We start from the raw sequence: 13,525 nt of genomic DNA on the forward strand, positions 1-13,525 counted from the left end.
GCTCGCCATGCCCGTGTCGCCCTACATCGCCCGGCTGCGCCAGCACGTCGGCCACGACCTGCTCATGCTCTACGGGGTCAGCGGCGTGGTGACCGACGAGGTGGGGCGGGTGCTGCTGGCCCGGCGCGGCGACAACGGCCGCTGGTCGGTGCCCGCCGGGACGGTGGACCCGGGCGAGCAGCCCGCCGACGCGCTGCTGCGCGAGGTACGCGAGGAGACTGGCGTCGAGGTGGCGATCGAGCGGCTGGCCGGCGTGGCCACCCACCCGGTGGTCTATCCCAACGGCGACGCCTGCGAATACCTCAACATCTGGTTCCGCTGCCGGGCCGTGGGCGGCACCGCCACCGCCGACGGCGACGAGTCCCTGGCGGTGGCCTGGTTCGCCCTCGACGCGCTGCCCGACCTGGACGACTGGTCGCGGCTGCGGATCGGCACCGCGCTCACCGACGACGCCCCGCCCTGGTACGCGGCACCGGGCGAGCACCACCCGGCGCTGCGCCGGCCGGACAACCTCTGAGCGGCCCTCACCGACCGGCGCCGCCGCTGGTGTCGCGCACGGTCAGCCGGGGTTCCAGCAGGGTCACCTCCGGCACCGGCTCGTCACGCAGCCGCCGCATCAGCAGCGTCACCGCCTGCCGGCCGACCTCCTCGGCGGGCACCGGCACGCCGGTCAGCCCGGACTGCTCGGCCAGCTCGTCGGGGCACACCGCGACCACCGAGACGTCCCGCGGCACCCGGCGGCCCAGCAGCGGCAACGTCGCCAGCACCGGCCCGACGGCCGACTCGTTCTGCACCACCAGCCCGGTGACGTCGGGGTGGTCGGCCAGCAGCGCCTCCAGGTCCCGCCGCACCGCCGCGGGCCCCTCCTCGCAGGGCCGGGCCACCGCGTCGACGCCGAGCCGGTCGGCGGCGGCCAGCACGCCGGCCCGGGTGCGGTGGGCGAAGCCGGTGCCCCGCGCGTAGACGGCGGCCGGCGCGCCGAGCAACGCGATCCGCCGGTGCCCCGCGCCGGCCAGGTGCTCCACGCACAGCTCCCCGGCCCGCCGGAAGTCCAGGTCCACGCAGGCCAGCCCGCTGCTGTCGGTCGGGTGGCCGATCAGCACGCCGGGCAGCGCCAGCTCCCGCAGCAGCGGCACGCGGGAGTCCTCCAGCTCCACGTCCATCAGCAGGACGCCGTCGACCAGCGCGCTGCCGGCGATCCGGTGCAGCCCGGCCGGCCCTTCGTCGGCGGTGACCAGCAGCACGTCGTGGTCGTGGCGGCGGGCGGTGGTGACCACCGCGGTGGCGAACCGCATCACCACCGGCACCTGCATGCCGGTGCGCAGCGGCAGCACCAGGGCGATCACGTTGGCGCGGCGGCTGGCCAGCGCCCGCGCCCCCGCGTTGGGGTGGTAGCCCAGGGTGCGGACACTGGCCAGGACGCGGCCCCGGGTGGTGGCCGAGATGGCGCGCTTGCCGCTGAGCACGTACGACACGGTGCTGGCGGCGACCCCGGCGTGGCGGGCCACGTCGGCGATGGTGACCTGGTCACCGGCGGCCCGGCCGGTCACCGGGCGGCCCCCGACCGCCCGTCGGTGGTCACCGGCGCGGTGTCGCCGCCGGTGACGGCGAGCGCGCCGACCAGCCGCACGTCCCGGGCGGACCGGCCGACCAGCACCGAGTGGACGGCGTCTTCCACCACCGTCGCGGCGCGGGTCTCGTCCCACCAGGCCAGATCGGCGGTACGCAGCCGCAGCGTCACCCGGGCCGCGCACCCCGGGTCGAGGGTGACCCGGGCGAAGTCGCGCAGCTGCCGCAGCGGCTGCTTGACCCGGGAACGACGCTGCCGGGTGTAGAGCTGCACCACCTCGGTGCCCGGGTGGCGGCCCGTGTTGGTGACCTCGACGCTCACCTGCACCTCCTCGCCGGCGTGCGCCGTGGCGGTGCTCAGCCGGAGGTCAGCGTAGTCGAACGAGGCATAGCTGAGCCCGTGCCCGAACGGGTACAGCGGCTCGCCCCGGTGGTAGAGGTAGGTGGCGTCGGCGCCGATGACGTCGTAGTCGAGCAGGTCGGGCAGCTCCGCGGTGTCGGCGTACCAGGTCTGGGTGAGCCGGCCGCCCGGGTCGGCGGCGCCGAGCAGCACGTCGGCCAGCCCGTTGCCGTGTTCCTGTCCACCGTGGGCGCTCCACAGCACCGCCGGCAGGTGCGCCCGGCCCACCGCGTACGGGTAGCTGCTGGTCAGCACCAGCACGGTACGCGGGTTCGCCGCCCGCACGGCGCGCAGCAGGTCCTGCTGGCCGGTGGGCAGCGCCAGGTCGACCCGGTCCTCGGTCTCCCGCCCGCCGACCATCGGATGGTTGCCGAGCACCACCAGCGCCACGTCGGCGGCGGCGGCCAGCGCGGCGGCCTCGGCGGCGCCGTCGACGACCAGGTCGACGGTGAACCCGGCCGGGTCGCCGGTGTCGACGCGCAGGCGGCCGTCCGGGTCGACGCCGACGTGCCGGCCGGTGGCCAGGTGGTGCAGCAGCGCGGTGCCGTCGGGCCGGTGGTGCAGGCGGAAGGTCTCCCGGACCACCCAGCCGCCCGGGCCCGGACGGTCGTCGACCAGCGTGCCGGCGTCCTGCGCGCCGACGTACCGGCCGTGGTGGGCCACCCGCAGCGCCACCACGCCCTGCCCCCAGTCGACCACGTCGAACTCCGTCGGTGCGCCGTCGCCGAGGGCCAGCGGTGCGCCGTCGACGCACCGCACGGCCCGGTCGCCGACGCGCAACGTGATCCGGTCCGCGCCGCAGTGGGTGCGCACGTCGGGCAGCCGGCCGAGCAGCCCCCGGTACGCGCTCACCGCGTACGGCGGCGTGCCGCTGTACCAGTCGGTGAGCACGGTGTCGGCGAGCGGACCGAGCACCGCGACCCGGGTGTCCGGGGCCAGCGGCAGCAGCCCGTCGTTGCGCAGCAGCACCACCGACTGGCGGGCGGCCTCCCGGGCGAGTTCCCGGTGCGCGGCGCAGTTCACCACGTCGGCCGGCACACCGGCGTGCGGGTCGTGGCCGGGCGGGTCCAGGTCGCCCAGGCGCGTGCGGACCGACAGGATCCGCCGGACCGCGCGGTCCACGTCGGACTCGGTGACGAGCCCGCGCGCCATGGCCTCGGTGAGCCGGGCCACTGTGGGGCCGGGGTCGTCGTCGTCCTCGGTGAAGCTGTCGATCCCCGCGCGCAGCGCGGCGGCGAAGCCGGTGACGTGGTCGGGCAGGTACGCCTGCGCGCCGGCGATGTTGCCGACCGCGCCCGCGTCGCCGACCACCAGCACCTCGTCGTCGGCCCAGCCGCGCAGCTCCCCGTCGATGAGCGGGCTCAGGTGCGCCGGCACGCCGTCGACCAGGTTGTACGACGCCATCACGGCCACCGCCGCCCCGGCGGCCAGCGGGGCGCGGAACGCCGGCAGCTCGTACTCGTGCAGCACGCGCGGCGGCAGGTCGCTGGAGGTGACCGCCCGGTCGGTCTCGTTGTTGTAGCCGAGGAAGTGCTTGAGTGTCGGCGCGGTCCGCAGCCGGGTGGGGTGGTCGCCGCGCAGCCCGCGGGCGTAGGCGGTGGCCAGGCACCCGGTCAGCCACGGGTCCTCGGACCAGCCCTCCTCGTTGCGGCCCCACCGGGGGTCGCGCAGCGGGTTGACCACCGGCGCCCACACGTTGAGCCCGACCCGACCCGGGTCCGCCTGGTGTTTGGCCCGGACCTCGTCGCCGACGGCGGCGCCGACCGCCCGGATCAGGTCCGGGTTCCAGCTGGTCGCCAGTCCGATCGCCTGCGGGAAGACGGTGGCCTCGCCGAGCCAGGCCACCCCGTGCAGCGCCTCGGTGCCGGTGCGGAACGCCGGTAGGCCGAGCCGGGGGACCGGCGCCTGCCACTGGTGCAGCAGGCCGAGCTTCTCCGGCAGGGTGAGCCGGGCCAGCAGGTCGTCGGGACGGGGTGCGACGGGATCGGTCATGGCGGGCGCCTCCGGGGAAGCGTGCGGCACCCCGGTCGTCGAAGCGCTTCGACGACCGGGCCGGGAGACGGCGGCGCGCACGCGGAAAGGGGGTGGTGGTCGGGCGGCGGCGTCGGCCCGGAGCGGTGGTGAAGCGCTTCGACGACCGCCGAAAAACACGCCGGCACCGGGTTGCCCGGTCGCGGTGACGGCGTTACCGAGGTTGGCACCCCGCGCGGGCGCGGTCAAGGGGTCAGGCGGCGGGCAGCTGCCCGGCCTCCACGGTGGCCAGTGCGGCGGTGGCGCCGCCGAGGGCGCTGGCCTCCGAGCCCAGCGTGCTGGCCTCGACCCGGACCACCGGCGGCGGTGCCAGGGTGCGGTCGGCGAGTTCGGCGCGGACGGCCGGCAGCAGCCACGGCGCGAGCGCGGCCAGGTGCCCACCCAGCACGACGACCTCCGGGTCGAGCAGGTCGACCAGGACGCAGACCGCCCGCCCGAGCTGCCGGCCGACCTCGGTGAGCCCGGTCCGCACCGGGTCGTCCCCGGCGCGGGCGAGCACCTGGATCCGCTCGATCTCCGGCAGGTGGTCGGTGATCGGACCATCCTGCGTGGCGTCCGGCAGCAGGCGGCGCACCACGGCGTCCACGCCGACGAGCGCGGCGAGACAACCCCGCCGACCGCACCCGCACGCCGGCCCGTCCGGCAGCACCGGCAGGTGGCCGATCTCGCCGGCGAAGCCCCGGCCGCCACGCAGCAGCCGCCCGCCGCTGACCACCCCGGCGGTCGGCCCGCCGGTGAGGTACACCAGGTCGGCCGTGCCGGCGTACGGACCGTGTCGCAGCTCGGCCGAGACGGCGAGGTTGGCGTCGGTGTCGACGCCGATCGGGAAACCCGGGTCGCGCAGGGCGCGACGCAGCGCGGCGGCGAGCGGCACATTGCGCCAGCCCACTGCCGGCGCCGCCGGCACCAGGCCGTCGGCGTCCACCGGACCGGGCACGCCCACGGTGAGGCCCAGCACGGTGCGGCCCGCGCCGGTGACCCGGTTGATCGCGCGCCGGGCCAGCGCGGCGAGCGCCGCCACGGTCTCGTCCGGGCCGGCGGTGGCGGCGGCGAACGCCCGTCGCCAGATGAGGACCCGTTCGCCGGCCAGGTCGACGGCGACCACGACCAGCTCGTCGGCGCCGATGCGCAGGCCGAGCCCGACGTAGCGGGAGCCGTCGAGCACGAGCATGGTCGCCGGGCGGCCCACCCGGTTCTCGGTCAGCCCGGTCTCGCGCAGCAGACCGTGCTCGATCAGCTCGCCGACGAGGCTGGAGACGGTGGCCTTGTTGAGCCCGGTGCGGGCGGCGACGTCGGCCCGCGAGCAGGGGGCGTGCAGCCGGACGTGCCGCAGCACCGCGGCCCGGTTGGCCACCCGTACGTCGCTCAGGTCGGCCGTCCGTGACGGCCGGTCGATGCTGATCACGAACTGCCCGCCTCCTGCGCCCGGCCCCGGTTTCGGCTACAGCTTAAACTAAATCGGCGACGGTCCGGGCGGCCGGAGTCAGCCCCCGAACCACGGCTCGAACGGGGTCGCCGGCACGGTTTCGCCGTCGAGCACGATCCGGCGCGGCGGGTCCGCCCCGACCACCGAGACCCCGCGCACGTCCAGCGGACCGTCCACCCGCACGTGCAGCGTGTCGCCGTCGCGGGCGGTGGTGACCGTGGTGTCGCCGGTCTCGTCGCATACCACCGTGACGCCGTCGGCGCCGCCCCAGGCCACGAGCGTGACGTCGCGGAACGGCCCCTCGGCGACGGTGGGGGCGGCCGGGGTCACCGGGACCAGCGCCCCGCGTCGCACGTACAACGGCAGGCGGTCGATCGGCACGCGTACCCGCAGGTGTCGGCCGCCGGTGTGGCTCTCCCCGGTGGTCGCGTCCAGCCAGTCGTCGCCGGCCGGCAGGTAGACGGCGCGTTCCCCGGACGGGTCGAGCACCGGCGCGACCAGCAGGTCGCGGCCGAGACGGTACTGCAGGTCGGTGGTCCAGGCGGTCGGGTCGTCCGGGGTGTCGACGAGCAGCGCGCGCAGCATCGGAGCGCCGGTGCGGGCCGCGTCCACGGCCGCCGACCAGAGGTACGGCAGCAGCCGGTAGCGCAGCCGCAGCGCGGCCACCGCGTGCCGTTCCGCCTCGGGCGGGAAGTCCCAGGGCAGCCGGCTGGTGGTGCCGTGCAGGCGGACCAGCGGCGAGAGCGCGCCGAACTGGGTCCAGCGCACGTACAGGTCCGGATCCGGGGTGCCGTGGAAGCCGCCGGTGTCGTGGCTCCAGAAGGGCACCCCGGACAGGCCGTGGGAGAGCCCGCCGCGCAGCGTGCTGGCCAGGCCCGGCCAGGTGGCGTTGACGTCGCCGCTCCACTGGGCGCTGTGCCGCTGCCCGCCCAGGTACGAGGAGCGTGCCCAGACCGTGCGGTGCCCGGCCACCTCCTCGGTGACGTCGGCGACCGCGTCGTTGAACAGCAGCGCGTACACGTTGTGCAGTTCGACGCCGGTCATGCCGTTGTGCGCCACGGCGTCGGCGGGCACCGCCTCGGCGAAGTCGGTCTTGAACACCGCGACGCCCTGCGCGAGCAGGGGGCGCAGCAGGCCCTGGAACCAGCGCACCGCCGCCGGGTTGGTGAGGTCCACGATGGCGCAGACCGGATAGCTGCCGTGCCAGGTGTCGGCGACGTACGTGGCGCCGTCCGGGCGGCGCAGGAAGTAGCCGGCGGCCTCGGCGTCGGCGTAGAGCGGGCTGTCGGTCATCAGGTAGGGGTTCATCCACAGGCACACCCGGAACCCCTGCTCGGCGAGGTCCTTGAGCATCCCGGCCGGGTCGGGGAAGGCCCGCTCGTCCCAGCGCAGCTCCGACCAGCGCCCGGCGACCTGCCAGTAGCAGTCCAGGTGCAGCACGTCGCAGGGGATGTCGCGCTCGCGGATCAGCCGGGCCCGCTCCAGGACGCGCTGCTGGCTGTCCGGGAAGAAGCCGGAGGAGATCCAGGCCCCGAACGCCCAGCGCGGCGGCAGGTAGGGCCGTCCGGTCAGCGCGTCCAGCCGGTCGAGCACCTGCGCCGGGGTCGGGCCGGCCAGCACGTAGTAGTCGAGCAGGTCGTCCGGGACGAGCACCTGCACGCTGCTGTGGGTGCTGGCGCAGACGTCGAACTGCACCGGCAGGCCGCTGTCGACGAGCACCCCGTAGCCGCGGTCGGAGAGGTAGAACGGCACGTTCTTGTGCGACCGCTCGGACTCCCCACCGAAGGCGTCGAAGTTCCACATCAGCGGTCGCTGTCCGCGCTTGTCCAGCGGGGTGAACTTCTCCCCGAAGCCGACGAACCGCTCGTCGCCGGGGGCGACGAAGCTCTCGTGCCAGGCCGCCGGCTCACCGTCCACCGTGGAGCGCCCGAGCGGCAGGGTGCGCCGCCGGCCGCTGATGTCCCGGGTGCCGGCGTCGGCGGCCAGCAGCAGCCGGCCGTCCGGGGTGAGGAACCGCAGCCCCCACGGGTCGAGGCGCACCTCGGCGACCACCGCGCCGGCGTCCACGTGCGCGTACGCGTCGTCGACGCTGACCACGGCCGGGTGCGGGGCGGGCCGGACCAGGGCAAGCGCCCGCGCCGAGCGGCTGCGGACGGCGAGGTCGTCGGCGAGGCGCACCCGCAGGATGCCGTGGCCGGCGGCCTCCACCCGGGCGACCACGGCGCGGCCGGAGGCGCAGGTGGCGGTGAGCGTGACCCCGTGCGCGTCGATGGTGGCCACCTCGGCCCGCAGCACGTCGTCGGCGCCCTCCTCGCCGGGGGCGCGCACCGGCAGGTCGGGCGGGTCGGCCACGAAGGTCTCGAACGGGACCAGGGGCGGGCGGTAGGGCATGGGCGTCTCCTCGCGGCGACACGGGCGGTTCCGCCAGTTTCTTTGGAACCACAACTAACTGTCAATGCGTGCCCACATTGACTTTCGCGCTCACCTGTTCTTACTTTGGCTTGGATGACAACTAAAGGACTGTGGGCCGACGGTCGGCTCCGGTACGGCGGCGACTGGAACCCGGAGCAGTGGCCACCGGCGGTGTGGCGCGAGGACGTCGCGCTGATGCGCGCCGCCGGCGTCGACCTCGTCACCGTCGGCGTGTTCGCCTGGTCCCGCCTGGAGCCCGCACCGGGCCGCTACACCCTGGACTGGCTCGACCGGGTGCTGGACCTGCTGCACGACGCCGGCATCCGGGCCGCGCTCGCCACCCCCACCACCTCGCCGCCGCCCTGGTTCTCCCTCGCCCACCCGGACGCGCTACCGGTCACCGCCGACGGGGTACGCCTGCACCACGGCAGCCGGGACACCTACTGCGCCGCCGCGCCCGCCTACCGGGCCGCCGCCCGGAGCATCGCGGAGGCGCTGGCCGCCCGGTACGCCCACCACCCGGCGCTGGCGCTGTGGCACGTGCACAACGAGTACGGCACCACCTGCCACTGCGCGCACGTCGAGGCGGCGTTCCGCCGCTGGCTCACCGACCGGTACGGCGACCTCGACGCGCTCAACGACGCCTGGGTGACCAGCTTCTGGGGTCAGCACTACACCGACTGGGCGCAGGTCGCCCCGCCCCGCGCCACGCAGTACCTGGGCAACCCCGGGCAGCTGCTCGACTTCCGCCGGTTCTGGTCCGACACGCTGCTGTCCGCGTACACCGCGCAGCGGGACCTGCTGCGCGCGGCGAACCCGGCGGTGCCGGTGACCACCAACTACGCGCTCGGCGACTGGGTGCCCGTCGACCACGCCCGCTGGGCGCGGGAGGTGGACCTGGTGGCCGTCGACCACTACCCGTCCCGCACCGACCGGGGCGCCGAGGAACAGACCGCGCTCACCGCCGACCTCGCGCGCGGCTGGGCCCGCCACGGGGCCGGCCGTCCCGTGCCGTGGCTGCTGATGGAGAGCGCGCCGAACCAGATCCATGCCGGCGGTCGGATGCACACCAAGGAACCGGGCCGGATGATCCGGCACAGCCTCGCGCACGTGGCCCGCGGCTCCGGCGGGGTGATGTTCTTCCAGTGGCGCGCGCCGGCCGGCGGCGCGGAACGGTTCCACTCCGCGGTGGTGTCGCACGCCGGCGCGGACACCCGGGTGTTCCGCGAGGCCACCCGGCTCGGCGCGATGCTCGGCCGGCTCGCCGGCACCGCCTCCGGTGCGGTGCAGGCGGCCGTGGCGATCGCCCACGACACCGCCAGCGGCTGGGCGCTGCGCCACCCCGGCATGCCCCGCGACGGCCTCGACCACCCGGGCGAGGTGGCCGCCGCGCACCGGGCGCTGTGGCACGCCGGCATCACCGCCGACCTGGTGACCCCCGGCGACCCGCTCGACGGGCATCGACTGCTCCTGCTCCCCGCGCTCTACCTGGCCTCCGACGCCACCGTCGACTGGGTCCGCCGCCACGTCCACGCCGGCGGGCACCTGCTGGTCACCTGGCTCAGCGGGGTCGCCGACGAGCACGCCCGCGTGCGTCCCGGTGGCTACCCCGGCGCGTACCGGGACCTGCTCGGGGTGCGGGTGGAAGAGTTCCACCCGCTCGCCGACGACGAGCGGGTGCCGCTGACCAGCGGCGGGATCGGCCGGATCTGGTCGGAGACGGTGCACCTGGCCGGGGCGGAACCGGTCACCGCGTACATCGGCGGGGTGCTGGACGGCCGGCCGGCGGTGACCCGGCACCGGGTCGGCGGCGCCCACACCTGGTACGTCTCCACCCGCCCCGACGACGACACCTACCGGCGGCTGCTCACCGACGTGGCCCGCCTCGCCGGCGTCGGCCCCACCTGCCCCGAGGCGCCCCCGGGCGTCGAGGCGGTACGCCGACACGCCGGCGACCACACCCGCCTGTACCTGTTCAACCACACCGACCGGCCGCAGCGGGTGCCGGCCGCCGGACACGAGCTGCTCACCGACGAGCCGGTCGCGGAGGTGCTCACCGTCGCGCCGGGCGGCGTGGCGGTGCTGCGCGAAGCGCGGCGCTGACGCGCGTACCGCCTCAGGGGGTGGCGACGGCGGCGCGCGAGCGGTCGGCGGCGATGCGCACCGCGAGCCCGGCCAGCACCGTGCCCATCACGTAACGCTGGGCGCGGGCCCAGCCCGGCCGGCGGGTGAGGAACGCCGACACCGACCCCGCGCTGAGCACGATCAGGGCGTTCACGGTCAGCGCGATGCCGATCTGGGTCAGCCCGAGCAGCAGGCTCTGCACCGCCACGTGCCCGTGCGACGGGTCCACGAACTGCGGCAGCAGCGACACGTAGAGGATGGCGATCTTCGGATTCAGCAGGTTGGTGACCAGACCCATGGTGAACAGCCGGCGGGGCCGGTCCGGCGGCAGCGGCGCCGGGGTGAACGCGGACCGGCCGCCCGGGCGCAGCGTGCGCCACGCCAACCAGAGCAGGTAGGCCGCGCCGGCCAGCTTCACGACCGTGTAGAGCGGCGGCACCAGCACGAAGACGGTGGCGATGCCGGCGACCGCGGCGACCAGGTAGACGCCGAACCCGACCGCCACCCCGAGCAGCGACACCAGGCCGGCCCGCCGGCCCCGGGTGACCGACCGGGACACCAGATAGACCATGTTGGGCCCGGGTGTGAGCACCAGACCGAGCGCCACCAGGGCGATCCCCACCACCGCACCGAGCGTGACCATGTCGCCCTCCCGCCGTCGGTCCTGCCCGGGACCCTACGCCGCCGGCGGTGACGCCACGGCCCTGCTCCGGCCGCCGCGCGGGGTGACGCGCGCCACCCGAACGAGGCCATACTGGCCGGATGTCGATCGTGTTGTCCGCCGACGCCACCCCCACCGCGCCCGGTCTGCTGCTGCGTCCGTGGCGCGACGGCGACGCCGACGCGCTGCTGGAGGCCTACCGGGACCCGGTGCTGCGGGCCTGGACCAGCCGCCCGGTGACCACCCCGGCCGAGGCGCGGGATTATGTGCGCCGCAGCCGGCAGGGCTGGGCCGCCGACCGCCGGTTCAGCTTCGCCGTGGTGGAGGACGCGCCGGGGGAGCGGTTGGTGGCCTGCGTGGTGCTCAAGGAGGTCCGGCCGGGGCGGCCGGACGCCGAGGTCGGCTACTGGACGGCGGCGCCGGCGCGCGGGCGGGGCGTCGCGCCCCGGGCGGTCGAGGCGGTCACCGGCTGGGCGTTCGCCCGGTTCGCCGCCGGCGGGCTGACCCGCCTGGAGCTGCTGCACCAGATCGACAACCCGGCCTCCTGCCGGGTGGCGGAGAAGAGCGGCTACGCCTTCGTCGAGGTGCTGCCGGCCCGCCCGCCGTATCCCCGCGACGGGCACCGGCACGTCCGCCGGCTGCCCTGACCGTCAGTCCGCCGGGGCGCCGAGCAGGCGCAGCAGCAGGCGCGGCTCGCCCGGCCACGCGTCGAGCAGCACCTGCCGGGGCACCTGCCGGCCGGCGTAGCGCAGCGCAAGGGCGACCACCACGACGTCGTCCAGCGGGCCGATCACCGGCAGGAACTCCGGGATCAGGTCGATCGGGCTGGCCACCCAGACACCGGCGACCACGATCGCGATCCGGGCGCGGCGCGGCACCCTCGGGTCCCGGCGCAGCCGCCGCACCGTGGTAAAGCAGTCGGGCAGGAACGCGGCCAGGTCACGCAGCGGCCCGGGCGGCAGCCGCCGGGCCAGCAGCACGAGCACCGCCCAGCTCACCACCAGGCAGGCCAGCGCCACCCCGAGCCCGATCAGCCAGTCGCGCATGCCGGGCACGCTACGCCTGCTCCCGGCATGGCCGGGAACAACCCCGGGCCCGTCCGACGCTGACCCTGGTCGGAGACCGGCGGATATGGTGGGTACGGGAGGTGACGGCGGTGACGACAGGCTGGGAGGCCGCGGTCGAGGCGCAGATCCGCTCGGCCCAGGAGCGCGGCGAGTTCGACAACCTGCCGGGCGCGGGCAAGCCGATCCCGGGCCGGGACCTGCCCTACGACGAGGGCTGGTGGATCCGCAGCTTCATGGAGCGGGAACAGATCCCGTCCGACCTGATGCTGCCCACGCCGTTGCAGTTGCGCCGCCGCGTCGAGCAGCTCCCGGCCGAGCTGCGCGACCTGCCCACCGAGGAGGCGGTGCGGTCGTACGTGGCCGCGCTCAACACGGAGGTGGTGGCCTGGCTGCGCACCCCGACCGGGCCGCGGGTGGTGGTCCGCCCGGTCAACGTCGACGAGGCGGTGCGCCGGTGGCGGGCCGACCGGGAACGCGTCGCGGCCGAGCGGACGGTGGCCGCGACGGTGGAGCTGCAGGACACCGGTCGACCCCCGGCGCGTACCCGCCGCGGCTGGCGCTGGTGGCGCCGCTGACCGGGCGCCGCCGCACAAAAGTGTGGAACGCCGATTCCTGACCGGCCGCGCCCGGCGTGGCCGAACGCAGGTCAGCAGGGCCCATTCTGGGGACATGGATCCGAGCGGTTTCGTCCGCAGCTCGCGTCGACCGCACGAGGCGCGGCCGGGACGACGGCCCGCCGTGGTCGCTGATCTCGGCGAGTTGAGAGGCCCGACCACCGGCGTCGTCGAGCTGCCCCACCGCCTGTTCTGGCAGCCTGACCGGCACGTCGACCTCGACCGGCCGGGCCTGTTGACCTGGATGTACGAGACCGTGCTCACCGAAGCCGTCCGATCCGACGAACTACGCACCTGGTTGCACGGCCCCACCCTCGTCCGACTCTGGCCCCAGCTCTACCTTCCCCGGGGGGTGCGGCACGCCTGGGAGGAGCGCCACCCGGTCCTGCGCTCCCGCGAGGCTGCCGGCCCGATGTCGTCCGCATCCGCGCGGGTTCAGCGCCACCGCACCCGCAGCACGCAGGTCAGCATCGGAAGCGTGAACTCGCCGGCCGCGGTCTCCGGGCGGCTCGCCAGGAACGCGCGGATCCGGCCGAGCGTGGCGTCGCGTTCCTCCGCCGCCATGACCAGCATCCCGGCGCGGGTGGCCAGCGTCGCCACCAGGGAGTCGGCGGTGCGACGCTGTCCGTGCGGAAACTCGGCCTGCTCCGGCGAATCGAAGCGGGCGACGCCGTCGGTTGGGACGTGCATCCGCGCCGTCTCCACACGCCAGGAGGCGGGTGTGTCCCGGGGGCCGACGGCGGCGCTCCCGCTGACCCGCGCCAACTCGGCGACCCAGGGAACCCGGTCGTCCAGGACGTTCCACAGGCCGGCCAGGGTGCCGCCGGGCGCGAGCACCCGGGCGATCTCGGGACCGGCGACGGCCATGTCGAACCAGTGCATCGCGTTGCCGGCCAGCACGGCGTCGACGGACGCGTCCGGCAGCGGGATCGCCTCGGCGCTGCCCGGCAGCGCGCGGACGTCCGGCAGCGCGCGGCGCAGCTCGGCCAGCATCGCCGGATCGGGTTCCACCGCGCTGACGTCGACGCCGGCCGTGCGCAGCCCGGCGGTGAGCTTGCCGGTGCCGGCGCCGAGGTCGAGCACGCGCGGGCCGGGCGCGTGTGCGAGCGCCCACCGCACCGCGTCGCGCGCGTAGTCCGGGCGGTGTTCGGCGTACGCGGTCGCCGCCGCGCCGAACGACGAGGAGTGTCGGAGCTGGTCGTCGTGTCCCATGGACCCGGC

The 13,525-nt window shown here is 75.8% G+C and carries 11 protein-coding genes and 1 pseudogene; 5 read left to right on the forward strand and 7 right to left on the reverse strand.

What is annotated here, in order from left to right; translation table 11 throughout:
* The first annotated feature begins 7 nt into the window (after positions 1-7).
* The gene (locus tag O7600_RS03650; protein WP_281592286.1) at positions 8-517 is read left to right on the forward strand and encodes an NUDIX domain-containing protein; all 510 of its coding nucleotides are present in this window, start codon (positions 8-10) and stop codon (positions 515-517) included.
* A 7-nt stretch (positions 518-524) separates the two neighbouring features.
* On the opposite strand, the gene O7600_RS03655 is transcribed toward O7600_RS03650, so the two are convergent.
* From O7600_RS03655 to O7600_RS03670, 4 genes are all read right to left on the reverse strand, one after another.
* The gene (locus tag O7600_RS03655) at positions 525-1,550 is read right to left on the reverse strand and encodes a LacI family DNA-binding transcriptional regulator (RefSeq protein WP_281592287.1); all 1,026 of its coding nucleotides are present in this window, start codon (positions 1,548-1,550) and stop codon (positions 525-527) included.
* A complete protein-coding gene (locus O7600_RS03660) occupies positions 1,547-3,961 on the reverse strand; it encodes a glycoside hydrolase family 3 protein (protein ID WP_281592288.1) in 2,415 nt (804 codons plus the stop codon). The genes O7600_RS03655 and O7600_RS03660 overlap by 4 nt, the downstream gene beginning before the upstream one ends.
* Before the next feature lie 232 nt (positions 3,962-4,193).
* Entirely contained in the window at positions 4,194-5,405 is a 1,212-nt protein-coding gene (locus O7600_RS03665; protein ID WP_281592289.1) for an ROK family transcriptional regulator, read from the reverse strand.
* Positions 5,406-5,483: 78 nt separating this feature from the next.
* Positions 5,484-7,817 (reverse strand): TIM-barrel domain-containing protein, encoded by a 2,334-nt coding sequence (locus O7600_RS03670; RefSeq protein WP_281592290.1) that lies wholly within the window; start codon positions 7,815-7,817, stop codon positions 5,484-5,486.
* Between the two features lie 114 nt (positions 7,818-7,931).
* On the opposite strand from O7600_RS03670, the gene O7600_RS03675 reads away from it, so the two are divergent.
* Positions 7,932-9,941 carry a beta-galactosidase gene (locus tag O7600_RS03675; RefSeq protein ID WP_281592291.1) on the forward strand — a complete coding sequence of 670 codons (2,010 nt, stop codon included), beginning with the start codon at positions 7,932-7,934 and terminating at the stop codon, positions 9,939-9,941.
* Between the two features lie 13 nt (positions 9,942-9,954).
* Here O7600_RS03675 and O7600_RS03680 read toward each other — a convergent pair whose 3' ends face one another.
* Positions 9,955-10,605, reverse strand: coding sequence for a LysE family translocator (locus O7600_RS03680; protein ID WP_281592292.1), 651 nt, complete (start codon positions 10,603-10,605; stop codon positions 9,955-9,957).
* 119 nt (positions 10,606-10,724) lie between these two features.
* On the opposite strand from O7600_RS03680, the gene O7600_RS03685 reads away from it, so the two are divergent.
* On the forward strand, positions 10,725-11,270 hold the full coding sequence (locus O7600_RS03685; protein ID WP_281592293.1) for a GNAT family N-acetyltransferase: 546 nt from the start codon (positions 10,725-10,727) through the stop codon (positions 11,268-11,270).
* A 3-nt stretch (positions 11,271-11,273) separates the two neighbouring features.
* Here the strand turns inward: O7600_RS03685 and O7600_RS03690 are convergent, their stop codons facing one another.
* Complete coding sequence (locus tag O7600_RS03690; protein ID WP_281592294.1) at positions 11,274-11,669, reverse strand: DUF1232 domain-containing protein; 396 nt, start codon at positions 11,667-11,669, stop codon at positions 11,274-11,276.
* 110 nt (positions 11,670-11,779) lie between these two features.
* On the opposite strand from O7600_RS03690, the gene O7600_RS03695 reads away from it, so the two are divergent.
* Positions 11,780-12,265: a DUF1992 domain-containing protein gene (locus O7600_RS03695; protein ID WP_281592295.1), complete on the forward strand. Its 486-nt coding sequence runs from the start codon at positions 11,780-11,782 to the stop codon at positions 12,263-12,265.
* A 94-nt stretch (positions 12,266-12,359) separates the two neighbouring features.
* Positions 12,360-12,698, forward strand: a pseudogene (locus O7600_RS03700) (hypothetical protein); the annotation flags it as partial.
* 41 nt (positions 12,699-12,739) lie between these two features.
* Here the strand turns inward: O7600_RS03700 and O7600_RS03705 are convergent.
* A complete protein-coding gene (locus O7600_RS03705; RefSeq protein WP_281592296.1) occupies positions 12,740-13,516 on the reverse strand; it encodes a class I SAM-dependent methyltransferase in 777 nt (258 codons plus the stop codon).
* Positions 13,517-13,525 lie beyond the last annotated feature (9 nt).

Source organism: Micromonospora sp. WMMA1998 (assembly GCF_027497375.1).
Classification (GTDB): Bacteria; Actinomycetota; Actinomycetes; order Mycobacteriales; family Micromonosporaceae; genus Micromonospora; species Micromonospora sediminicola.